The 23,616-nt window shown below is 54.9% G+C and carries 21 protein-coding genes; 12 read left to right on the top strand and 9 right to left on the bottom strand.

Translation table 11 applies throughout. The annotated features are described in order from the left end of the window. Nucleotides 1–37 precede the first annotated feature (37 nt). Complete coding sequence (locus tag E8F20_RS02290) at nt 38–2,818, top strand: LuxR C-terminal-related transcriptional regulator (RefSeq protein WP_348529604.1); 2,781 nt, start codon at nt 38–40, stop codon at nt 2,816–2,818. A 472-nt stretch (nt 2,819–3,290) separates the two neighbouring features. On the opposite strand, the gene E8F20_RS02285 is transcribed toward E8F20_RS02290, so the two are convergent. The 9 genes from E8F20_RS02285 to E8F20_RS02245 all read right to left on the bottom strand — a co-directional run bounded on the left by E8F20_RS02285 (nt 3,291) and on the right by E8F20_RS02245 (nt 13,408). Then, nucleotides 3,291–4,457 (bottom strand): serine hydrolase domain-containing protein, encoded by a 1,167-nt coding sequence (locus E8F20_RS02285; protein WP_280282247.1) that lies wholly within the window; start codon nt 4,455–4,457, stop codon nt 3,291–3,293. A 33-nt stretch (nt 4,458–4,490) separates the two neighbouring features. Continuing rightward, nucleotides 4,491–5,330: an SDR family NAD(P)-dependent oxidoreductase gene (locus E8F20_RS02280; protein WP_179060073.1), complete on the bottom strand. Its 840-nt coding sequence runs from the start codon at nt 5,328–5,330 to the stop codon at nt 4,491–4,493. Nucleotides 5,331–5,363: 33 nt separating this feature from the next. Continuing rightward, complete coding sequence (locus E8F20_RS02275) at nt 5,364–6,314, bottom strand: NAD-dependent epimerase/dehydratase family protein (RefSeq protein WP_280282246.1); 951 nt, start codon at nt 6,312–6,314, stop codon at nt 5,364–5,366. 34 nt (nt 6,315–6,348) lie between these two features. Further along, a complete protein-coding gene (locus E8F20_RS02270) occupies nt 6,349–7,161 on the bottom strand; it encodes a CmcJ/NvfI family oxidoreductase (RefSeq protein ID WP_280282245.1) in 813 nt (270 codons plus the stop codon). An 18-nt stretch (nt 7,162–7,179) separates the two neighbouring features. Beyond that, the gene (locus E8F20_RS02265) at nt 7,180–8,361 is read right to left on the bottom strand and encodes a cytochrome P450 (RefSeq protein ID WP_179060076.1); all 1,182 of its coding nucleotides are present in this window, start codon (nt 8,359–8,361) and stop codon (nt 7,180–7,182) included. A gap of 175 nt (nt 8,362–8,536) precedes the next feature. Continuing rightward, the gene (locus tag E8F20_RS02260; RefSeq protein ID WP_179060077.1) at nt 8,537–9,373 is read right to left on the bottom strand and encodes an N-acyl homoserine lactonase family protein; all 837 of its coding nucleotides are present in this window, start codon (nt 9,371–9,373) and stop codon (nt 8,537–8,539) included. Nucleotides 9,374–9,419: 46 nt separating this feature from the next. Next, entirely contained in the window at nt 9,420–10,457 is a 1,038-nt protein-coding gene (locus E8F20_RS02255) for an aromatic ring-hydroxylating dioxygenase subunit alpha (protein WP_179060078.1), read from the bottom strand. 675 nt (nt 10,458–11,132) lie between these two features. After that, nucleotides 11,133–12,410 carry an FAD-dependent monooxygenase gene (locus tag E8F20_RS02250; protein ID WP_280282244.1) on the bottom strand — a complete coding sequence of 426 codons (1,278 nt, stop codon included), beginning with the start codon at nt 12,408–12,410 and terminating at the stop codon, nt 11,133–11,135. Nucleotides 12,411–12,697: 287 nt separating this feature from the next. Further along, nucleotides 12,698–13,408 carry a GntR family transcriptional regulator gene (locus E8F20_RS02245; protein ID WP_179060080.1) on the bottom strand — a complete coding sequence of 237 codons (711 nt, stop codon included), beginning with the start codon at nt 13,406–13,408 and terminating at the stop codon, nt 12,698–12,700. Nucleotides 13,409–13,537: 129 nt separating this feature from the next. Here E8F20_RS02245 and E8F20_RS02240 point away from each other — a divergent pair, with 129 nt between their 5' ends. The 11 genes from E8F20_RS02240 (at nt 13,538) to E8F20_RS02190 (ending at nt 23,540) form a co-directional block, all read left to right on the top strand. Then, nucleotides 13,538–14,578, top strand: coding sequence for an aromatic ring-hydroxylating dioxygenase subunit alpha (locus E8F20_RS02240; protein ID WP_179060081.1), 1,041 nt, complete (start codon nt 13,538–13,540; stop codon nt 14,576–14,578). Beyond that, nucleotides 14,575–15,531, top strand: a complete 957-nt coding sequence (locus tag E8F20_RS02235) for a PDR/VanB family oxidoreductase (protein ID WP_280282243.1) — start codon at nt 14,575–14,577, stop codon at nt 15,529–15,531. Before E8F20_RS02240 ends, E8F20_RS02235 begins: the two co-directional genes overlap by 4 nt. A gap of 162 nt (nt 15,532–15,693) precedes the next feature. Continuing rightward, nucleotides 15,694–16,518, top strand: a complete 825-nt coding sequence (locus tag E8F20_RS02230) for an alpha/beta hydrolase (protein ID WP_179060083.1) — start codon at nt 15,694–15,696, stop codon at nt 16,516–16,518. Nucleotides 16,519–16,540: 22 nt separating this feature from the next. Beyond that, nucleotides 16,541–17,500, top strand: coding sequence for a PDR/VanB family oxidoreductase (locus E8F20_RS02225; RefSeq protein ID WP_280282242.1), 960 nt, complete (start codon nt 16,541–16,543; stop codon nt 17,498–17,500). 147 nt (nt 17,501–17,647) lie between these two features. Further along, nucleotides 17,648–18,712 (top strand): maleylacetate reductase, encoded by a 1,065-nt coding sequence (locus E8F20_RS02220; protein ID WP_179060085.1) that lies wholly within the window; start codon nt 17,648–17,650, stop codon nt 18,710–18,712. Nucleotides 18,713–18,731: 19 nt separating this feature from the next. Continuing rightward, a complete protein-coding gene (locus E8F20_RS02215; RefSeq protein WP_179060086.1) occupies nt 18,732–19,688 on the top strand; it encodes a VOC family protein in 957 nt (318 codons plus the stop codon). A 10-nt stretch (nt 19,689–19,698) separates the two neighbouring features. Further along, entirely contained in the window at nt 19,699–20,379 is a 681-nt protein-coding gene (locus E8F20_RS02210; protein ID WP_179060087.1) for a dienelactone hydrolase family protein, read from the top strand. After that, complete coding sequence (locus tag E8F20_RS02205) at nt 20,376–21,290, top strand: NAD(P)-dependent oxidoreductase (protein ID WP_179060088.1); 915 nt, start codon at nt 20,376–20,378, stop codon at nt 21,288–21,290. The genes E8F20_RS02210 and E8F20_RS02205 overlap by 4 nt, the downstream gene beginning before the upstream one ends. Nucleotides 21,291–21,299: 9 nt before the next feature. Continuing rightward, entirely contained in the window at nt 21,300–21,686 is a 387-nt protein-coding gene (locus tag E8F20_RS02200; protein ID WP_179060089.1) for a carboxymuconolactone decarboxylase family protein, read from the top strand. Between the two features lie 275 nt (nt 21,687–21,961). Then, nucleotides 21,962–23,080 carry an S-(hydroxymethyl)glutathione dehydrogenase/class III alcohol dehydrogenase gene (locus E8F20_RS02195; protein WP_280282241.1) on the top strand — a complete coding sequence of 373 codons (1,119 nt, stop codon included), beginning with the start codon at nt 21,962–21,964 and terminating at the stop codon, nt 23,078–23,080. 76 nt (nt 23,081–23,156) lie between these two features. Next, complete coding sequence (locus E8F20_RS02190; protein WP_179060091.1) at nt 23,157–23,540, top strand: VOC family protein; 384 nt, start codon at nt 23,157–23,159, stop codon at nt 23,538–23,540. The last annotated feature ends 76 nt before the right edge of the window (nt 23,541–23,616 follow it).

Raw genomic sequence — 23,616 nt, 5'->3', positions numbered from 1 at the left:
TATTCCGCTGAGGGTACCAATACCAATAAGAAGAGCTATGGCCATGATTCCTGCCTCTACTAAGGACCAAGGGCCGCACAACCGTGACGCCCTTGAACCGAACCAGATATATCTGATCGCATCCAGACTGCAGCCACCGGTTGACGCTCGCAACCTTGTAGCCCGAGCGAAGCTAAGCAGCTTGGTACTATCGGGTGCGCATAAGACGCTGACGCTTGTGAGTTCGCCGGCAGGCTACGGCAAAACCTGCTTGCTAGCCGAGCTCCAGCAGGAGCTGCAAAAGTCAGGGATGCAGACTGCTTGGCTCTCGATAACCCCACTAGACCAGAGCCTGCCCGTCTTCAGTGCCTATCTCCGAGCAGCCATCGAGCTGGCATCCAATGTCGATCAAATCCATGGCCCGATTAGTCGGGTTGGCTCCAACACACTAAGTGAAGCCTTCAATCGAACCATGGCCCTGATTGAGGCCAGCGAAGAATCCCCGCTGTACCTCTTTCTGGATGATGTTCACCATTTGGCAGGCACCGACTCGGTGCGTCTCCTCTCCATGCTCATCGACCACACTCCGCAAGGAGTACGATTTGTACTCTCCTTTCGTGGCGAGCCATGTCTGTCAGTCGCAAGACACCGAATGCATGGCAAAGTGACTGACTTTACCAGCCAGGACCTACGCTTCGAAGAAAACGAAACGACCGCTTTGCTGGCGGCAGACGCAGTGACAGCAATCACCCCCGAAGACATTCGGTCCTTGGTACAGCGCCTTGAAGGGTGGGCAGGAGGTCTGAAGCTGGCTGCGCTGCTACTTAAGCGCACTCCCGAGCTTATTCAAGACCTAAAGAACTTTAGCGGCGAACGGCGCCAATTTGCCGACTTCTTCCTTCAAGATGTCTTGGCAGATCAACCTAACGACGTTCAAGAGTTCCTTATTTTGACGTCGATACTTTCCACCTTGAATGCTTCCACCTGTAACTTCCTGACGAAACGCACTGACGGCCAGCAAAAACTTCTTCAGTGTCTTTCCCAAGGGCTTTTTCTACTCCCATTGGATGACGAAAATCGGGACTTCCGACTACATCCATTATTCTCTGAATTCCTCTATCGCACACTACTGGAGCGATATTCAGATCGGGTGTCAGAACTTCACATCAGCGCAAGTCGAGTTCTTGAAAACACTGGCAATTTTAACGAAGCATTTAGTCATGCGATCCAGGCGCAAGATGATCTGCGGGCCGCTGAGATAATGAACTCTCATTTGGAGGAAATTTTTGACGCCAAGGAAGAAGCCTTAGCACTGGTCAAGAAAATCCCTATGGATACTATGATGGAGTATCCAAAGATTGTCATGGCCCATGTATGGAAGCTTCTGACACTTTGGCAGTTCGAGACTTGCAAAAGGCTGCTCTCTACACTCCGACAGCGCTTGGACGAGAAAGAGAGAAAGAATGGTATTAATGAAGAGTCTCGCGAGCTACGCCTCATTTTCCAGCATCGCGAAATGATGCTATCACTACTCTCCGACAACCTGGAAAACGTTGAAGAAAGTGCACAGTATTTAATTGATAACTATCATGACGCACACCCTCTTCTTAAAGGCAGCCTTTATAGTTCACTGATGTACGCTCGGCGGGAGCGCTTCAAGTTCGATGATATGGAGCGTCTTAACTCTCTCGCCCTCGAGTATTTCAGCAACTTTGAACGCGGGCTTACCGATATATACCACCAAGCGATGATCGGTCCCTCCCGATTCGTAGCGGGTCAGACGCGTCGTGCTATCGATGAATTAAATGCGGCTTTACAACTGGCTGAAAAGATTGACGGGAAAGGCTCACCATTAGCCGCGCTGATTGCCATGCATCTCGCCAAAATCCACTACGAGTTGGACGATCTGGAACAATCACGCGAGCTGCTCTCCCAATACCTACCCTCTGCGAGCCAAAGGGGCTTTGTAGATCAGGCAATCGCTGGTTGGCTAACCGCCGCACGACTGGCGATGATTGATGGAAAGCCCACTAAAGCCTTTAGCCTACTCGATGAAGCTGACGCCTTTGCTGCGAAACACCAGTTTGATCGCTTGAAGTTCTTCAGTCTTGCTGAGCGCTTGAAGCTTCTGTTGCGTCGGGGTGAGATCGATGACGTAATTCGCCTCGGTAAGAAGCATGGCTTGCGCGGAGAGCCAGCCGCAACAGTAGCACCGCACGCAACCTCTAGGAGCCGCGACGAAGCCAGAGCCTTAGCATGGACACGTGTTGCCCAGGCAGAAGATCGAATTCCCGAGGCACTAGGCTTGGCCAAGCAGTGGCACCGCTACCTTAACGGCAGAGATGCCGTGAGGAGCTGCCTCCGTTGGGAGTTGGTGATAGCCCACTTGCTACTCCTCTCCGGAGACAAACGGGCCGCACAGCGCACACTGAGAGAGGCGTTATCAACAGCCGAACCTGGTGGCTTTATTCGCTTGTTCCTCGATGAAGGTGCCTGGCTCGAAGGCTTGCTTAAAGAACAACTGGAGAGCACTCCTACTAGCGAGAAAACAGGAGACGCATTTGCTCTGACAGTTCTTGAACACATGGGCGGCAGCTCGAGCCAAGCGGCGAAGCTCACGGAGGCCGAGGACGTTCCAGTTATCGGCGCCTTTAATACTAGGGAAATGGAAATCCTGTTAATGGTCTCTGCCGGCATGCTGAACCGCGAGATAGGCAACAGGCTTGGTATGACCGAGGGATCGGTGAAATGGTACCTGCAGCAGATCTATGACAAGCTCGGAATCCGGCGCCGCTCTCAAGCGGTGGAACGCGCCAGGCAGTTGGGGATCATTCAGTAGATCGAAGCCCGGCCAAGCGTCCGAACTACGAAGGCGTCAGAACGCACGAAACAGCCACTCTGACGCCGATTAACCTATTTCCACCACCGCGGAACAGGATGCAGGTAACCAGCGTTTTTTGAACGCGGTGCCTGGTCCAACAATCTGCACCTGCAGCTCTGCTTCACAGGCAACGCACGCCTTTTTAGAACCGCGAGGGAGAACCCTCGCCCACCTCGAGTGACAGGTTCCTCCTTTGCCGTCGCGGAACAGGTGCGAGCGAAATGTCGGCTTGTCTGCCCCCGCCCAAAAGAGCACAGCGCATGCCCTGCACTCGGCGCGAGCCAGTGCAAGGCCTTTTGTTCGGCGTCAGAATGAGCGTGATGCTCGAGGAATACGAAGATGGCCGCTTTCGCGAAAGCTCGGCGTTCGGAGATAAAAGAAGCGCGGAAATCTCCAGCAAGATAACCGCGCAAAAGGGTGAACGACTAAGTCAGACCGCAGCGCCAACGATGATGTCGGACATGCGTTGGAATCGCTCGATGTTGACGGCCTGCGGCAGCACGCCCGCAGTGAGGCAAGAGAAGCTGATGTCGAGTTGAGGATCTATCCAGAACATCGTCGTGCCAGCCCCATAATTTCCGAAGGTCTCGCGAGACGTGAGCGTGCCAAATTGATGATGCACGAGCTTCTCGCCACGCACGCTAAAGCCTAGCCCGATGTAGGCTGGTGGCGGGTTATCCCAACCAGCGCGAAGGGCCACGCCACGGTAAAGCTCGTTGTAGAGATCGCCAGTCCAGTTTTGACGAGCGAGCTCTATCATCCGCGGTGAAAGAATACGGGCTCCATCCAACTCGCCGTTCAGCCTTAGCATCTCGGCAAAGCGCCACATATCCGATGCAGTCGAAACTGCACCAACATGGGGGGCTTCGTTCACCTCTTCCTCGAACAAGCTGTACTTCCCGGGCTGGGTACGTCCCAGGACAGCAATCGGAACCACACCGCGCATGTCCGGAACGACTTTTCGGGCACGGAGATCCGGCCGCACGCCCAGCCATGAATCGACCATGCCCAGCGGTGCAAACAAGTCTTCATGGAGAATGCTGCGGAAATCTCGACCTTTGGGGTCAGTTCGCCTCAGCATCTCGGCTATCAGTATCTGGTTGCATGCGGGGGCGTAGTCGCAGCGCAGACCTGGATCGATAACACCGTGTACGTTCTCACAGACGGCAGCCAGGAGCTCATCGAGGCGGTCCTGATACATATCGGGCTTCGGGGTCCATACCCCTGGCATACCGGTAGTGTGGGTCAGCAGATGGAAAAGTGTGGTCTTATCCCTGGGCGCCCCCATGAACTCGGGAATGATGTCTTTGACCTTGGTGGTCAGGGCAAATTGACCCAACTCCACAGCTCGCAGAGCGAGCACGTTGGTAAACGCCTTGGTCAGCGAGAAAATGCTGAACACCGAGCTCTTGCTCAGACTTCTGGTGTGATCCGCATCCTCAAAGCCTATGGCCTCATCCAGACCAACCACGCCTGCACGTGATACGCGAATCACGGCACCGTGGTAGAGACCCTTCTCAACATCGGCGCGAATGACCGATTTCACCAGGTCAAGGCGCTCTTCTGACCATTGGCTCTTTGAATTCGAGATGTTCATCAATATCTCCGCAGATTATGCAATGCGTACGATTCAGGCCGGATTCTTCTCTTTCCAATCGAGAGCCTTTTGCACAGCCGCATCGATCAATGCATGGCGATCGGAAATAAAGCCGAATAGTTCAGGGTGCGGGAAGATGAAAAGCTCACCCTCTTTGATCGCATGAACGACCTGCTTACCCGTGTATTCAGGCGTCAGCCATGGAATCTGGACATTGCCGAAATGCTCAGTTTCCTCAAGCATTACGTCATGGAGCTTGCCGTCATTCAGCTCATTCGGACGATTACGCGAGCTCTTGCCAATATTGGTCCGCACCGGTCCAGGGCAAAGCACACTTACGCCTACATTGGAGCCTTCGAGCTCCTGGCTCAGCACCTCAGAAAGGGCATTCACACCAAACTTGGTGACGCAATAGGAACCAAGCTCCGGAGTAGTAGCAAGGCCAGACATCGACGACGTATTCACGATATGGCCGCCGTCGGCATTGCTTTTCAGAATTGGGAGAAACGCTTGGACGCCATGAATGACGCCCCAGAGATTCACATTAATAATCCAGCGCCAATCGGAGATGGACAAATCGGCGATCGCCCCCATGGGCCCGACACCAGCATTATTGCAAACAACATGGACTGTACCGAAGCGTTCGACCGTGGCGCGAGCCAATGCCTCGACGCTTTCGTAATTACTTACATCAGTGCGAATACCTACCGCACCGATTTCCGAGGCAGTGGCTTGAAGGGTTCCCTCTTCGATATCAGCAATGACGACCGTCATGCCCTCAGCTATGAGCTGTTCAGCGATGCCTCTGCCAATACCGGAGGCGCCACCGGTCACGACAGCAACCTTTCCTTTCAAGTTTTCAAGCTTACTCATACACACCTCTTCTTGTAATTTATTCGTCAAGTATCAGCGCTTGGCCAATTGAGGATTAGTCAGAATTACGTTCCGAACAAACTCGTCAACTGAACCATCGCCAACAAATCCCAGTTGAAGTGCACCTGGAGCTTTAAGCGGACACTGCTTAAAAAGCGCCTCAACTTGGGGGACAGACTCACAAGTGACAAGCTCATAGACCTGAGGACCGTAGTAGTCGGCAAGTGCAGAGACAAAGTCCTTCATCTGCAGATATAGCGCAGGCAGAGTCCAGTTTCGTCTAGCGGGTAAATCACCAGCAGCTACTTCCCCAGCATGAAGAAGATTCTCAACGCAGCGTTTCAAGGACATCACCCACGTTCCAGACTCCGGCGCCATCGGAAGGGTGAATGGGCGACCTGCAGCCACCGAAAAGAACACGTCGCTCAAAAAGGCGGAGAGCATGGTCATGGAACCTGCGGGTCGCGCAACAATCCCCGACAGTCGCAATGCCACACCATCAATAAAGCCCGCCCGCGTATAGTCATTGATGAGAAGCTCACCGATTAGTTTATGCGTGGCATAACTAATCCCTGGATTTGGAAGCGTCTCATCATCGACATGTGAACCCCAAGGCGGAGAAAACACTGCAACAGAGCTTGCATAAACAACCCGCGGGCAGTTCCCTTGAAGACGTAACCGTTCAAGAAGCTCTATCGTAGCGTCAAGATTGGTTGACTTTCCGAGCTCGAAATTATCGACCGATTGTCGACCCGCAACAGTCGCAAGATGAAAGATTCGGTCCGGCTTTCCGTCCAAGATACGAGTCAGAGTAACGCCATCGTCCAATCGACCTTCAATTTGATTGACACGTGCGTCAGATATAGCGTGATCAAAAGCAATATCTGTCAGTACGAACGTATCATCGGGGGCCGCTCGACTTAACAGCTCCCAAGCAAGGGCGCTGCCCACAAATCCAGCCGCCCCGGTAATTAGCGTATGCACCGCTACCTCCAGACTTCAGATTACAATCTAGGCGCTACGGGATGTAGGCAATAGTACGAACTTCAATACTCTCTCGTGCAGGTGCATCGGGGCTGGTGTGCGGATCGTTGAATGAACTATGGGCGGCCCACTGCACGGCTTCAGCATCAGAGTCGACCATCTTGAACATCAAAACTTCTTCTGGGGTCATGGCTGGATAGAAATACCAGCGTTGCTCATCGCTGTAGGAGATATTGAATCCAAACGCAGGACTAACACCCGATCGAGTTGCTAGCAGTTTGCAAAGGTGCTGGTCCTCTCGAGAAATGGTAGAACCGTCCACTACCGCCAGCGGGTTACGGTCAATAGTCTTGAGAGGCCGCCAAACGTTGATGATCATCCACCGACCGGAGAGATAACGAGCCTTGTGCTCCTCGGGCGCATAGAGTTGAGCAATTGCGTGCGCGGTAGGTATGTCATAGTCGACATGGGTGTTCATGGCTGGGGTACGGGCATTCGTCTGGCCACCCTCCGTAGCACCACGGACTTGCTCACCAAACACCTTCACATATTCAGCACCGGTTTTTTCTTTAATGAGCTCAGCAACCTCGGCAAAATACACCGAGCGGACCTGATCCACATCGAAGAAATTGGTTACCGAACTATCAATTCGCCCGAGGGTAAACGCATTCTCCTCAAGGGACGCGTTGATGTTTCTCGCGTTGTGGATCCTGACATCATGGGGAATCAACCTGATACTTGCGTTTGCCTTTACGGCATCATCCATCACAGAAAGTTTTTGTGTCGGGTCACCAAAATTCATGACCACATCAACATGATCAATATTAACACCAGCATTATTAGCCATTCTCAATGTCCTCCAAGTTTAAACAGCATGAAGCTTGAGCGGGACATTGACCCAGCCCTGAATATTGTTATTGATCAAGCGAACAGGATTACCTGCCAACTCAATTCGCTTTACTTTCTGCAGAAGAACCCTGAAGAGGCATTCAAATTCGACGCGGGCGAGTAGCTGGCCGGCGCAGCTGTGCACACCGACACCGAATCCGAGGTGGGGTCCCCGGCGCCGCACATCAAACTTTCCTGGTTGATCCCAACGGCTTTCATCCCGTCCGGCTGCTTTGAGGAAAACGCCGACCACATCGCCTTGCTTCAGCGGCATTCCTTCAAGTTCGGTATCGGACATGACCAATCGCCCCAGCATCCTAGGTGGCGGGTCAAATCGCAGCGACTCTTCGAAGGCCGCCTTCACAAGACTGGGATCCTCGCGCAGGGCATCCCATTGCTCCGGATCCTGGCTTAGGGCGTGAAGGGTGTTACCGATACCAGTCATCGTGGTGTCGAATCCGGCCCCCAGCAGGGTGAGGACAAGCAAATCGGCCTCTTCCTTGTTGATGACACCATCTTTCTCAAGCTGGTAGATCTTGCTAGCCATTCCCCCCGACGACACAGTTTCACGAGTTGCATTCTTGTCCATCCACGCGAACGCGTCCTCGGCCTCGACGATGGATTTAGTAAGAATCTCGTTGCGGGGGCCAGCACCATTGAACGCAGCAAGACCAAACTTAAGAATCTTTTCGCGCCCTTCGGATGGTAGGCCAATAATGTCCGGGAAAATTTTAAGAATATAACTAGCTGCGAGATCCTGAACGCCGTCCACGACTTGCCGTCGCAACATTTCGTCGACTATTACTTCCGCTTGGCGAGTAAACTCCGATTCCAGTCCCTTGATTCCTTCAGGACCGAGGATTTTCATAATTGCGTCACGTGCGCGCTTATGCTCCGGCGGATCCTCAGTAACCAGGATCCGTGGGACCAGCGATTGGTCATCGACACCAAAGGGACGGCCGGTCGAAGAGAAGATCTTCCAGTTACTCAGGACTGCCTGGGCGGCCTTGTGGCTACCGACGAAGAAGCAGTCATGTTTATTAAGCCGAACAACAGGACCAATCTTACTTACATTAATCTCTTCAGAGTTACGAATCGACTCCTCAGTCCAGAGATCAATATCAGTAGACGGGATGGAATCCCTAAACAGGCCAGCCATAATTATCTCCTCTTATTTTTTTTTGCAGATCCAGTAACTGGACCGCCTACTCAAAGACCGCGACTTAGCACTACATAGGTTCCGAAACTATCAACACCTAGAAGGACGAGCACCTATCTAAGGATAGAGACAACCAAACCTAGAAACTAATGCTTGGATAAACTCGACATAACAGCTAGGCAGTTCCATTTTCGAGATCCCCGTGATCCAGATTGGTCGTGGGCGGCACATGTAGGCAGACAATATCCGCGGACTCACACTCAAAAGCCGGAAAGCGACGTCGGACCAAGGGGTCATGACCGGGTATCAAATGATCTGGAGAGTCCGCCAGCCGAGAAATAAGCCTATAACCATCCAGCATGTCACCCACGTTAAATACGATGGGGAACGGAGAGTCTTCGAGAATATTTGAATAAAAATGACTAGCATCCGAAGCCAGCACCACCCATCCGCGCGAGGTATGAACACGCACTACCTGTAGGCCAGCGGTATGTCCACCAACCTTGTATACCTCGACCCCAGGAACCAACTCATAATCGCCATCATGGAACACGACCCTATTTTGGTAGACACCCCGAATAAGGTTGACCACATCTTCAACGTTGTATGAATGACGCAGTGGTCGATGCAGCATGTAACGCCCAGTTGCGAAGCTCACTTCATCATCTTGAATATGAAATCTTGCCTTGGGCAGTAGATCAATATTCCCAGCATGGTCGTAGTGGAGATGCGTGATGATTACGTCGTGGAGCTCATCAGGATTAACTCCAAGGTTTCTCAAGGAGTCGATAGGGCAACGCAACAACGCACGACCTCGTTTATCTGCCGCCTGTTGATTGAAGCCAGTATCGACCAGAATTGAATCTACTTCCCCCTTGATTAACCAAACGAAGTAGTCCATTGGCATTGCATGATCGTGGTTGTGATGGCAGTCAATAAAATTCTCGTGACGACTGCGGTCCACGCGTGCGTAACGCACCGCAAAGACTTCATAAGTTGGAAGTAAACTCAATTCCGGCCTCCCGCTTTTCTATACCAACTCCAGTAAAAGAGCTCTTTCAGGAGCCTTGGACAGTTTCGGCCTTGCGCAAACGGTCAACAATCCAGCGAAACTGACCGAGAGCTTGATCCGAAGAAGTTGGCACCATATCGGCGTCCGGCTTGAGATTCAGAACGCGCTGTTGAGCCTCAATCATGACGCGATCCTCTTCAAAGGCCATCCTGGCAGCTTTGAACATCTCGTCAGCCATCTCGTCATTACCGCGGATCGAATCGGGCCCCCAAGAGAAGAAGTATCTGGAGGTAGTCTCGGTAATGGCGGTGACGCCTTGACACGTCAAGGATTCAAACAGCGGTTTGTCGGTAGGAGGTTGATCACCCAAAAGTGCGGCGGTACCTGGCGGATAGACAGCGTTGTGCATGATCATCACGCCAGGGACATAGAATGTGTAAGCATTCCACATATCAACAGTGTCACCTGTAACACCACTAATAGTCGGCGGCGCCGGCTGGCTTACCACCCAGCGCTCAACTCGAACAGCTCGTTCAAGCCGGGTTACTTTCGGACGTGTACGAGCCCAGTCGAGACTCGAACCGAAGCTATTCGGGTGCACATACGAAAGGTGCGAGAAGTCCAGCAAGTTGTCGTTGATGTACTGATAATGCGCGAGGTAGTCGATTTGGCCAGATCGGAATATCCATTTTGGATCGTCAAGCTTGGCCGAGAGCGGGATTAGCGAAGGATCAGCCGATTCAGGATCACCCATCCAGACCCAAACCCAACTATGCTGCTCTACAACAGGGAAGCTTCGTACACAGGCTTTCGCAGGAATCGTTTCTTGGCCCGGAACTTCAACACACTTTCCATTCGGAGCGAACTTGAGGCCATGGTACATGCAGCGCAGTGCATCACCTTCAACCGAGCCCAGTGATAGCGGCGCGGCGCGGTGGCAGCAACGATCCTGAAGTGCGACAACATCCCCTTTGCTATCACGGTAGAGCACGATCGGTTCGTTAATTATGGTTCGACTTACAGGGGTATCACCAGGAACCTCGTAATCCCATGCTGCGATGTACCAACAGTTCTTCACGAACATACTGTTTTCCTCTTCTTATTATGAAGTCTTGAGAAAGGCCCCTAAGGGTCGCACCCAGATGCGCGAAATGCCTTATCCACCTTTATTGTGTGGTAATCGTCTAACTCAAAAACCTATCTTTAGAAAGCCCGGTGTGACGTACTTGATCGCCAAGCTCGGGTCATGCCGAATGAGCGCGTGCACCACGCTTTGGCAATACGCGCCTCACCTGTATGATTAGCGCAGCATCGCCATATATTTTTAAAATAGCGACTCGGTCCCAGGCGCTGGTTTCCGCGGATTGACGAGGCTGACCGAACAGTACATAAATTCCATCGCCTGCATTTCCAGGTTTAAGCAGGACACTAGCTACGATCGGGAAGAGTCAGCACGTCGACTGAATCTATTTACACATTACCCCTTGAACCATCGCAGCACAGCAAGTGACTAGGACTGCCTTGTAGTAAGAGACAGGGAGAGATCCGCCCGCGCGTAATTAGCCCAGAAATCCGCTCGCAACATAAAGCACGTAATAGCAAAGCATTTTTTTCGTTGTTGCTTCGTAGCTAGTCATCCGGCGCTCCACCAGGCAGGACGCAACGCCGAATAACTACACCTTTCTGCATTCCCTATCTTTTCTCTCCTATCGAAAGATAGAGATGGTGGTTGCCTGTCTTTTTCTGTGACAGGCCGCCACTAACCAGCCCTCTCGATGGTCACGCCTCCGTGACCGCTCACGATCCCACCGTTGTTGCGCAGATCCTCTGCTACATAGGATTGCCGCCAATCTTCACGGTACGGACGCCCAGCGAGATCAAAGGTGGAAAGCATCGCTTTGCGCTTGTATTCCGAATTTCCGAGCATCGCGAAGAAGCCTGCCTCGTCCGCCTGGCGCTTGGCCGGCTCGCGCTCCTGCATTCGGCGCTTCAGCTCAATGGCAGTAGGACTGGCGATCTCAACGAAGCAGCGGCGACGTTCGTATGCATACCAATCCAGCGCGTCGTCCGCAGCCTGGTTATTGAACTGAGCGGACAGGGATTTGATAAGCAACGACGCATCCTGTACCCCGGAAGTGAGTCCCAGGCCACCAATTGGGTTGGTCGCGTGAGCCGCATCACCGGCTAGCAGCACCCTTCCGCTTCGATAGGTTTCAGCTGAACGCTGATGCACCCGATAGGAGTTAGCCAGCACCAACTCGTATGGCTCACTGGGATCAGGCAGGATTCGCTTGAAGCGCTCAGTGATACGAGCAACACGCTGCTCTTCAGTCAGTTCCGTGCTTTCGCCGTAGGCAACACGCCACAAACCGTCATTATTGATCTTTGCGACAACGCGCCAATCATCGGGATCGGCCACCATGTTGTTGTCGGCATAATCGAACTTCTCGAAGTCGTAGATGAGGTTCGTCGCCATGAAGACCTCATCCCAAGTGAAGCCCTCGAACTGAACCCCCATGGCCTTGCGGACAGCGGAACCGGCGCCGTCGCATCCAATCAGCCAATCAGCGTCCAGGAACTCTTCGCAACCATCGCGCTCCAGCTGCAATTGCACTTTGTCGTCGGATTGGGTGTATCCCTGGAAAGCTGTCGCCCACTGGATCGCCGCATTCGGCAGAGCTTTCAGCCGCTCAAGGAGCAAGTCCGCGAGCTCATCCTGGCCGAAATGAAGGATGTACGAGTAGGGGGTGATTCCCTCCAGATCGTGAAAATCAAGCCCACCCTTTTGCCCAGACAACAGGAAGTGTTGAGTGAATCGGTAGCCAAAGGCGCCAATGCGCTTCGCGTCTTCCAATACCCCGACGTCATCAAGAACCTTCAGCGTGGAGGGCAAATAGACCATTGCCCGTGGAGATCGAAGAACCCCCTCCCCTTTGTCGATTACGGTGACTTCGGCTCCGGCCTGCGCTAGCCCCAATGCAATCAACAATCCAGTAGGACCAGCACCAACCACGACGACCTTGTTACCGGCAGCCATCTCAACCTCCTGAGATCTTTTTGTTATTGCCCGCAGAGCCATGAAATACGGTCGTGTCGGGCGGGAGGTTGTCAGTTAGAAGCGCAAGAGAGAGCGTTACACCTATCAAAAGATAGCGAGGGGATCGGGACGGAGCCGAGCGCTTACAGCGGAAAGGGACATCTCATGGGAAGGCCGGTGCTCGGGTAACGCTAATGCGCGCTGGCCACTCCTTCCGCACCGGCCCGGCAAAGCTTTGGATCCTATAGCGAAGCGGCACGAACGCAAAATTGGATCCACTATACCCCTTAGCCCTGTATGACGCGCAGCCCTGGTCTTGACGACTGCTTGGTGGCAAATAGCTCTGCATAGCCCAAAGTAGCGTTGGCATGCTCCTTCATGATCCCCTCCGCCCTAGCGCCTGCACCATGGATCAACGCGTCGTACACGGCGTGATGCTGCATATGGGCAAAATTAAATCGGCGGTATTCCCGCGCCATGTCATTACGGTCCACAGCTAGCGCGGTGACGGACGCGAACGGAAGGTGGTTGTTGCGCATCAGGGCCATCTCGATGGCGGGATTCCCGCTGGCCTCAATGATCAGACTGTGGAAGCGCATATTCAGATCCTGATAAGCCTCCAGGTCATCGTCAGTGACGAATCCTTTCGCAAATAACAGATCCCCTTCTTCCAGGCATTGCTGAAGGCCCCGCAGGCACTCCTCGGACAAGCCTCGCTCAGCGGCCTGCCGGGCCGCCAAACCTTCCAGCACCCCCCTGACCTCAACCGCCCCCGCAATTTCCTCGGGACTAACGCCCCTGACCAGATAGCCCCGGGCACCGGCCCGGCTCAACAGGCCCTCCTGCTCCAGCGTGCGAAAAGCAATACGCACCGGCGTCCTTGAGACCCCAAGCGCCTCAGCAGTGGGTATTTCAGCCAGCCTTTCGCCAGCCGCGAGTTCGCCAGAAGCGATCATTTTTCGAAGGGTCACGAGGACATGCTGCCCGGGCTTGCTCATCTTCAACTCCCAAAAAAGGACTACGCACCTGCGTATTGGATTCAAAAATCCCGATTGACATCTTACCTCGGCGTATGGGCAAACTAAATTGGATCCAATAACAACAATCCCGCCTGGGAGGAGTCAATCATGTTCCTGAAGAACGCCTGGTACGTTGCGTGCACACCCGATGAGATCGCCGACAAGCCACTGGGGCGGCAGATTTGTGGCGAGAAGATCGCCTTTTACCGTGGCGTCGAAGGAAAGGTCCATGCAGTAGAGGATTTCTGCCCTCACCGTGGCGCCCCGCTTTCGCTTGGTTTCGTAAGGGACGGACAGCTCGTTTGCGGTTATCACGGCCTGGTCATGGGCTGCGATGGAAAGACCGTCTCGATGCCCGGTCAACGAGTGCAAGGCTTCCCTTGCATCCGCTCCTTCCCGGTAGTCGAGCGGTACGGCTTCATCTGGATCTGGCCAGGCGACGCCGCCCTTGCCGATGCCAATGAGATCCACCACCTCGAATGGGCTGAAAGCCCCGACTGGGCTTACGGCGGTGGCCTGTACCACATCCAATGCGACTATCGACTGATGATCGACAACCTGATGGACCTGACGCACGAAACGTACGTGCACGCGTCAAGCATTGGCCAGAAGGAGATCGACGAAGCTCCGGTTGCCACTCATTCTGAAGGCGACACAGTCATCACCTCGCGGTTCATGAGCAACATCATGGCCCCGCCCTTCTGGCAGGCGGCGCTCCGCGGCAACAATCTTCCGGACGATCAGCTCGTTGACCGCTGGCAAATTTGCCGTTTCACCCCTCCCAGCCATGTGCTGATCGATGTTGGCGTGGCGCTGGCAGGCAATGGTGGAATCAATGCGCCCGCGAATCTCAAGGCCAATAGCATCGTGGTCGATTTCATTACACCGGAGACAGAAACGTCGATCTGGTACTTCTGGGGAATGGCCCGGAACTTCCAAGCCCAGGACCACGCACTCACGGAACGCATCCAGGAGGGCCAAGGGAAGATCTTCGCCGAAGACCTCGAGATACTTGAGCAACAGCAACGCAACCTGCTGGCCTACCCCGAACGCAAGCTGCTCAAGCTGAACATCGACGCAGGTGGCGTCCAATCCCGTCGCATCCTTGATCGACTCATCGCTCGTGAAAGCGCCACGGAGGTCATGTGATGGAAGTAGTCGTCACTGCAATCGCAGTCGAAGCGGAAGGTATCAAAAGCTTCGAATTCCGCAGGGCCGATGGTGCGCATTTACCTGCATTCAGCGCCGGATCTCACATCGACGTGCGCACCCCCGATGGTCACCAACGCCAGTACTCGCTCTGCAACTCCCAGGATGAGCGAGACCGCTATCTCGTCGGCGTGCTGAAGGAACCGAACTCACGGGGTGGCTCCAAGTCGATGCATGAGCAATTGGAGGTCGGCGCCCGGGTCGAAATTAGCGAGCCGAAGAACCTGTTTCCACTCCACAACGCGACCAAGCGGAGTCTGCTGTTCGCCGGCGGCATCGGCATAACCCCGATCCTCTGCATGGCGGAGCGCCTGGCAACAATTGGCGCCGACTTTGAGCTGCACTATTGCTCACGCTCTGACGACCGAGCGGCGTTTGTCGACCGCATCAAGTCAGCGTCCTTTGCAAGTCGCGTGCATTTTCATTTCGATACCGGCCCCGAAGAGCAGAAGCTGCAGGCCAGCGTCGTCCTTGGCGAGCCAGGAGATGGCGTTCATCTATACGTCTGCGGCCCTGGCGGATTCATGGACTTCATTCTCAACACCGCGCGGGATAGCGGATGGAGCGAAGACCACCTCCATCGGGAATACTTTGCTGCCCAACCAGCGTCCGCGCCAGGTGCGGATCAGGCATTCGAAGTCCAGGTCAGCAGCACCGGTGAGGTGTATACCGTTCCGGCAGAAATGAATGTTGTCCAAGCCCTGGCAGAGCATGGAATCGATATCCCCTATTCTTGCGAACAAGGCATCTGCGGTACCTGCACTACGCGCGTACTAGGTGGCGAGCCGGATCATCGCGATATGTTCCTCTCCGCGGAGGAAAAGGCAGCGAACGACCAGTTCATGCCTTGCTGCTCTCGAGCCAAAAGCTCCCGCCTCATCCTAGATCTTTGATCCTCTCTGCCCATGCTCAAACCGGCTTCATTGGGTCGGTTTGAGCCCATCACCCCCCTCTCCGAGTAGTTAGCCGAGATCAGGCTATCCAAGGATAGGTGTCCTAACACACAGCACCCTTCATCGTGTATCTGCCAATAACAATAGTGCAGGAGTACTTCGATGAATTCGATGACGTGGGGCGATGCCCGTGTGGACCATTCCGGTTTCCAACGAGACGAGTACGTTGTCGAAGGAACTCGGACTATTGTCTACAGCGCTGGTCAGGGAGAACCCCTCGTGTTCTTTCATGGTGCCGGCACCTGGCACGGCATCGACTTTGCCCGCACATGGATCGATCGTTTTCGCGTCATCCTGCCCTATCACCCCGGTTTCGGTGAGTCAGACGATAGTGAGTCAGCCAGTAACTTCCAAGACTACATAGATCACTACCGAAACTTATTCTCCCTGATGAATCTAAGTCGATTTCATCTCGTCGGCTTTTCCCTCGGCGGCCGACTGGCCGCTGAGTACGCGGCCGAAAACACTGAGCAAATTACGAAACTGGCTCTAATTGCTCCAGCTGGTCTCGAAGTGGAAAACATCTCGCTTCCTGACCTTCGTGAAGTAAAGCCGGAAGAATTCCCTGCCTACATGGTGAACGATCTCTCCACGCTCAAGCGTTACCTTCCTGACGGCTTCGATCCGCAGTTCATGAAGATGAGAGAAAGAGAGACGTCGTCGACAATGCGACTGCTTTCGGATGGTTTCAACAACTTATCAATGCCTGAGGTACTCCAGAAGCTGAGCATGCCCTCCCTAATTGCATGGGGACAGGAAGATCGGCTTCTTCCAGCCCCCCTCGCTGTGCACTGGCAAAAATACGTACCTAATGCACAAATCCAATTCTTTGCAGATGCAGGGCATCTAGTTCTGGACGAGTCCGTCGTTGCCAGGGAAGCAGTTGCGAAGTTTCTTTCAGCCACACCGAACAAGAACGAGCAGTAAGCCTGCTTGCTAGGAGTACCCCATGTCTGCCGAATTTCTAGATCTGATAATTTCCGCCATTAGATCGGAAGCTAAAGACACTCTTTCGTTTGAACTTAAGTGCGCAGACGGAAAAGAACTTCCCGAATTCGCACCAGGTGCCCATCTCGAAGTTCACCTCCCTAATAGCCTGGTTCGTCACTATTCGTTGTTCAACGACTCGACTGAGCGCAAGCGATATCAAGTAGCGGTGAGCCTTTCCCCCGAGAGCCGGGGCGGCTCTAGCTTCCTTCACGGTGGCCTCAAGGTTGGGCAAACCCTGCGAGTCCGGCCTCCGCGCAACAATTTCCCGCTAGTCGCTGACGCTGAACACTACAACTTCATTGCCGGCGGGATCGGGATCACCCCGATGCTTTCCATGGTTCGCTGGTGTGAACGTCAAGGTAAGAATTGGCACTTGCACTATCTCGCCCGCACGAAATTGAGAGCCGCATTTTACGAAGAGCTTCTGGGCTTCGACAGAGAGAAAGTCACATTCCATTTCTTGGACGACAGTAACGGAACCCAATTTGATGTCGAATCGGCAATCTCACAGATGCGCTCCGATAGCCACATCTATTGCTGCGGACCTATGCCGCTCATGCAACGCGTTGAGCAAGCCGCTTCAACTCGTCCTTCTGATCACGTTCACTTTGAATGGTTTAGTGCTCGACCAAAGGACGAATCAGAAGTCAACGACGGGTTCAAACTGATTATCAAGAGTACCGGACAGGAATACCTAATTCCCGCGGACAAAACCATTCTGGATGTCCTCGAAGAAAATGACTACATGATCCCTTACTCCTGCCGCGAAGGCATCTGCGGTAGTTGCGAGGCAACAGTTGTATGCGGAACACCGGACCATCGAGACACTGTGCTTTCGGACGAAGCAAAAGCAGCAGGAAAAACCATGCTGGTTTGCGTTTCGCGCTCTAAAACACCTGTTCTTGAACTGGATATCTAACAGCAGTAGTGCACAGCATCGTCGATGCATCCATGAAAGCGAGATAAAACTTCAAATCTATCTTTCGATAGATGACCTGCGCGGCCCTACAAGTATTTTTACTGATGTGCTGCAGCAATATTAATAAGAGGTCAGTGAGGAGATCCGATGCAACCATTTTCCTACAACGCACTTCCTGCGCGTGTGATATTTGGCTTCGATACGCTTCGCCAGGTTGCTGAAGAAGTTCAGCTACTTGGATGCAAACGCGCGCTTGTTCTATCAACGCCGCATCAAAAGGCAGAAGCGCAGCATTTATCGGATTCCCTCGGGGAGCTGTCAGTCGGTACGTTCACTGAGGCCACCATGCACACTCCCGTCGAAGTTACGGCGCGGGCGGTGGAGCACGTCAAGCGCCTAGACGCTGACTGCGTCATTGCTCTTGGGGGAGGATCGACAATCGGCCTTGGCAAAGCCATCGCACTTAACACCGACCTTCCCCAGATCGCCATTCCGACCACTTATGCCGGGTCGGAAGCCACCCCGATCCTCGGCCAGACCGAAAAGGGTATCAAGACCACACAGCGGACCCTAAAGGTCCTGCCGGAAGTCATCATCTATGACGTGGAGCTTACCCTTACCCTCCCGGCGCAGCTGACTGTCACGTCCGGTCTGAACGCAATTGCTCACGCTGTCGAGGCGCTGTATTCGAAAGATGCCAACCCACTGATTTCGATGCTTGCCGAGCAAGGCATTGCCGCAATTGCCCGCGCCATTCCTCGCATCCATGCCAACCCAAATGATCGCGAAGCACGCTCCGATGCCCTCTTTGGCGCTTGGGCATGCGGTACCTGTTTAGGCGCGGTAGGCATGTCCCTGCACCACAAGCTGTGCCACACGCTCGGCGGCAGCTTCGATCTACCGCACGCGGAGACCCATACCGTGGTGCTTCCTCATGCGGTTGCCTACAACGCGTCGGCTGCTCCGGAAGCCATAGCGCGTGTTGCCCGAGCGCTCGGAGTCGATGACGCAGCCAAGGGGCTGTACGACTTGGCCACCAAGCACGGTGCTCCGAAAAGCCTCGCTGACATCGGCCTTCGTAGAGAAGACGTGGCGCGCGCGGCTGACATCGCCTGTGCCTCCCCTTACTGGAACCCCCGAACGATCGAACGAGCAAGCATCGGCGAGCTCCTCGAAAACGCTTTCCTCGGCATCCGTCCTAACTCCAACTAAAACGCGCCTGGAGAACCTCATGGAAATCAATCCGCATATCCTCCGCCATCACCACATTACCCTGAACGTCGGCGGTGCCCAGGAAGACTACGACTTCCACACCAAGGTGCTCGGACTGAAGAGCGTCAAAAAGACCGGTCTCTACGACGGAAACGAGCCGATTTACCATCTCTACTACGGGAACGACCTCGGCGAAGAAAGCACGCTGGTCACCTGCTTCCCGATGCGTCAGTCCGGTCGTAAGGCCCGTCGTGGCTCTGGCCAGGTCAAGACTCTCGCCCTTTCGGTACCAGTCTCCTCGCTTAGCTTCTGGGAGAAGCATCTTTCCAGTTTCGGGTTCAAGCCGGCCTTCATGGAACGATTTGGCGAGAAGCTCCTGCAGTTTGCCCATCCATGCGGCATCGTCTATGAGCTAGTCGGCATTGCTGACGACAACCGCAAGCCGTACTCCAATGGGGCTATCCCAAGCGAATTTGGTATTCGTGGAACCCACGGCATTACGGTCACGGTTCGCGATCTGGAGAACTCCTCCGAGTTCATGCATTACGGCTGGAGCGGGAAGCAGCGAGAAGTCGATGGTGCATTCACCCGCTTCGAGGTGGGCAATGGTGGTACCGGCACCATCATCGACTTCGAGCTCGCACCCAATCTGCCGCAGGGTTCCTGGGCCTATGGCGAGGGCACCGTTCACCATTGCGCCTTCGAAGTCTCCGACCTGGAGATCCAACGCAGCGTCAAGCTGCATCTCGAAGGCCTTGGTTATACCGACGTTTCCGACCGCAAAGATCGCGGCTACTTCGACTCGATCTACGTTCGCACGCCTGGTGGTGCCCTGTTCGAAGCCTCGGTGTCCAAGCCTCAGGGTTTCCTCGTCGACGAGTCGTACGAGAATCTCGGCGGAACAATCCAGATTCCGCCACAGCTGGGCGCCAATGCTCAGGAAATCGCGGCATACCTCGAACCACTCAAGTACTGAGGACAGAGGCATGTCCCCTACCCCACATCTGGACCAACCTGCTCACGAGTTCGGCCCGGCACCAGAAGCTACCGGCATGGCGGTAATTCTGATCCACGGCCGAACGCAAGGACCGCAGGACATGGTCGCGATTGCCGATCGCCTCAACGTGCAAGACGTTTCCTACGTAGCGCTGCAGGCGAGCGACAACAGCTGGTATCCCGATAAGTTCATGGCACCGCTGGAGAACAATCGGCCGCATCTCGACCACGCTCTCGCGCGCGTGGAAGTAGCAGTCGGACGCCTTGAAGATCGCGGCATTCCCCGATCCCGGATCGTCCTACTCGGTTTCTCCCAAGGCGCATGCTTGGCCTGCGAATTCGTTTACCGCAATCCAACTCGTTGGGGCGGATTGGTCGCCTACACAGGTGGACTGATCGGGCCGGAGCAAATGACCTGGCTACTTGATCGGAAGCTGCAGCGGACCCCTATCTTCCTGGGAAATGGAGATGCCGATCCGTGGGTTCCTCTAGCCAGGACCGACCAGACCGCAACCGTCTTTGGCCGCATGGGCGGCGACGTGGAGCTTGAGACTTATCCAGGGCGCGAACACGCCGTCTGTGACGACGAAATCGCCCACGGCCGAGCAATCATCCAGTTGCTCAAGCAATCCGTTTCAGCACAAGTAGACAGCAGAGGAAGTAACGAATGAGCTTGCCAAGCATTGGCTTCATCGGCTTGGGGACCATGGGCGAACCAATGGCTACCAGGCTGGTAGAAGCAGGTTATTCGCTGACGGTTTTTGATCTCAACACTAGTTCGGTGAGCCGCCTCGTAGCGATGGGCGCAACCTCCGCCCACAGTCCGGCCGAAGTTGCAGCTCAAGCCGAAATCGTACTCGCCAGCTTGCCGACCCCCGACATCATGCTCAAGGTCGCTCTGGGTGAAAACGGCGTCTGCAACGGTGGCAAGGTCCGAGTGTTCATCGACCTGTCCACATCTGGCCCGCGGGCAGCCAAGCAGCTTGCCAGCGGACTGGCAGCACATGACATCACAGCGCTCGATTGTCCTGTGAGTGGCGGAGCGGCAGGAGCCCGCAAAGGGACGCTCGCCTTGATGGTGTCGGGTCCTGAGCGCGAGCAAGCGGAGACGACCCCGATCCTGAAAAACCTCGGGAAAGTCATTTCCTGCGGCAACGAACCAGGTCTGGGTCAGACGATGAAGTTAGTGAACAACCTGGTCTCGGTCACGGCTTTGGCAGTTTCCTGCGAAGCCTTGGTAATGGGCGTTAAAGCCGGGCTGGATGCGAAGGTCATGCTCGACGTCTTCAATGCCGGAAGTGGCCGTAACAGTGCAACCACCGACAAGCTCCCTCGAGCGATCCTCCCCCGCACGTTCGACTTCGGGTTCACCACCGGCCTTTCACTGAAGGACACCCGCATCTGCCTGGAAGAAGCCGAGGCCATGGGCGTGCCGATGCCCGTCGGGAGTGCCGTGCGGCAGGTCCTGAACATGACCCGCGCAACTTACGGCGAGGGAGCTGACTTCACTCGAATCGCCTGCCTCATCGAACAGTGGGCGGGCATCGAAATGCCTGCGATTCAAGTCCAAGACAACGCATAGGAATAGAGAATGAACCGAGAGCTTTTTGAAAAGGGCTTTGCCAATCGTAAAGCCGTACTGGGTGCAGAACACGTCGAGCGTTCTTACGCTGCAGCGGATAGCTTCAATAAGCCGATGCAGGAGCTGGTTACTGAGTACTGCTGGGGCGCGGTATGGGGTGATGAAACCCTCCCGTTCAAAACGCGGAGCATCATCAACCTTGCTGCACTGACAGCGATGAACCAACACCACGAACTGGGCGTCCACGTGAAAGGTGCCTTGACCAACGGTGTCACTCGGGAAGAAATCCGTGCTGTGCTAATGCAGGCTGCAATTTACTGCGGCGTGCCGGCTGCTCTTGCTGCTTTCCGAGTAGCCAGCGAGGCAATCAAGGCTTGGGATGCTGAACACGCCTGAGTCATCAAAGAACCCGCTCTGCAATGGAGCGGGTTCTGATCCAAACCTCGTGCATCAAAACGACAGTTGCGAGTTCAAGACCATGAGTCCTCATCAGTTGCGTGACGACTCTCCTTCCTAGCCTGTCACGCCCTACCCCTGGGGCAATCGTTCGATAGGTGTTCTGAGGCATTACCACTGCAATTGTTATACGAGCCCGAGTGCACGGTTCGTTGCTGTGCGGCACAAGCACGACCGCAACCAACAAAAAATCCAAGTAACGAGGAACATCTGGAATGATCAAGTCTCGCGCTGCGGTGGCCTTCGCCCCCAATCAGCCACTGCAGATCGTTGAAGTCGACGTAGCGCCGCCCAAGGCGGGCGAAGTCCTAGTGCGCATCGTGGCGACCGGCGTCTGCCACACCGACGCCTACACCCTGTCCGGTGCTGACTCCGAAGGCGTGTTCCCCTGCATCCTCGGTCACGAGGGTGGTGGCATCGTCGAGGCCGTAGGTGAGGGCGTCACCTCGCTGGCGGTGGGCGACCACGTGATCCCGCTCTATACGGCCGAGTGCCGTGAGTGCAAGTTCTGCAAATCCGGCAAGACCAACCTCTGCCAGAAAGTGCGCGCTACCCAGGGCAAGGGCCTGATGCCCGACGGTACAAGCCGTTTCAGCTACAACGGCGAGCCGGTCTACCACTACATGGGCTGCTCGACTTTCTCCGAATACACCGTGCTGCCGGAAATCTCCCTGGCGAAGATTCCCAAGGACGCCCCGCTGGAGAAGGTCTGCCTGCTCGGCTGCGGCGTGACCACCGGCATCGGTGCCGTGCTCAACACCGCCAAGGTAGAAGAAGGCGCCACCGTAGCCATCTTCGGCCTGGGCGGTATCGGCCTAGCAGCGATCATCGGCGCCAAGATGGCAAAGGCCTCACGGATCATCGCCATCGACATCAACCCGGACAAATTCGAGGTGGCCCGCGAGCTGGGCGCTACCGATTTCGTCAATCCGAAGGAACACAGCAAGCCGATCCAGGACGTCATCGTCGAGCTCACCGACGGCGGCGTCGACTACAGCTTCGAGTGTGTCGGCAACGTCAACCTGATGCGCGCCGCGCTCGAGTGCTGCCACAAGGGTTGGGGCGAGTCCGTGATCATCGGCGTGGCGCCCTCCGGTGCCGAGATCAGCACCCGTCCGTTCCAACTGGTGACTGGCCGCGTCTGGCGCGGTTCGGCCTTCGGCGGCGTGAAGGGCCGCACCGAACTGTCGAGCTACGTGGACAAGGCACAGCATGGCGAGATCCCTTTGGACACCTTCATCACCCACACCATGACCCTGGATGACATCAACAAGGCCTTCGACCTGATGCACGAAGGCAAGAGCATCCGAACGGTTATCCAGTTTCGAGACTGAGTCTAACGACCCAGTTATCCAAGGCCGAGAGCAATGCTCTCCAGCCATCTTTAGACCCACAAAGAGAAACCACAAGATGTCCATCTTCACGCACGTAACTGTTGGCACCAACGACCTGGCCAAAGCCCGTAGCTTCTACGACAACGTTTTGGGTGCGCTGGGTAATAAGCGCATTGCAGATCTTGGCGAAAATGGCTCCATCTGGGGCGTAGACGCTCCGTCCTTCTTCGTACTGAAACCTGCAAACGGCGAACCTGCCAGCGTAGGTAACGGTGTCACTGTTAGCTTCGAAGCACCCAATCGCGCCGCCATTGATGCTTTCCATGCCGCTGCCCTTGCTGCCGGCGGTAAAGACGAAGGTGCTCCCGGCCCGCGTGGTTGGGCTCCGAACGCATACGCCGCATATGCTCGCGACCTCGATGGGAACAAGCTGGCGGTTTACTGCTTTAAAGCTGAGTAAGCACATCAGGCGCCTAACCTAAGGCGCTATCGAAGGCGCACTGCCGTTGCATGCATGTGCGCCCTCCTCCGAAACC

It is taken from the genome of Pseudomonas sp. BN415, assembly GCF_029871195.1.
Taxonomy (GTDB): domain Bacteria; phylum Pseudomonadota; class Gammaproteobacteria; order Pseudomonadales; family Pseudomonadaceae; genus Metapseudomonas; species Metapseudomonas resinovorans.
The sequence above is the reverse complement of the archived record's forward strand: the minus strand, read 5'-3'. Positions and strand labels throughout refer to the sequence as shown.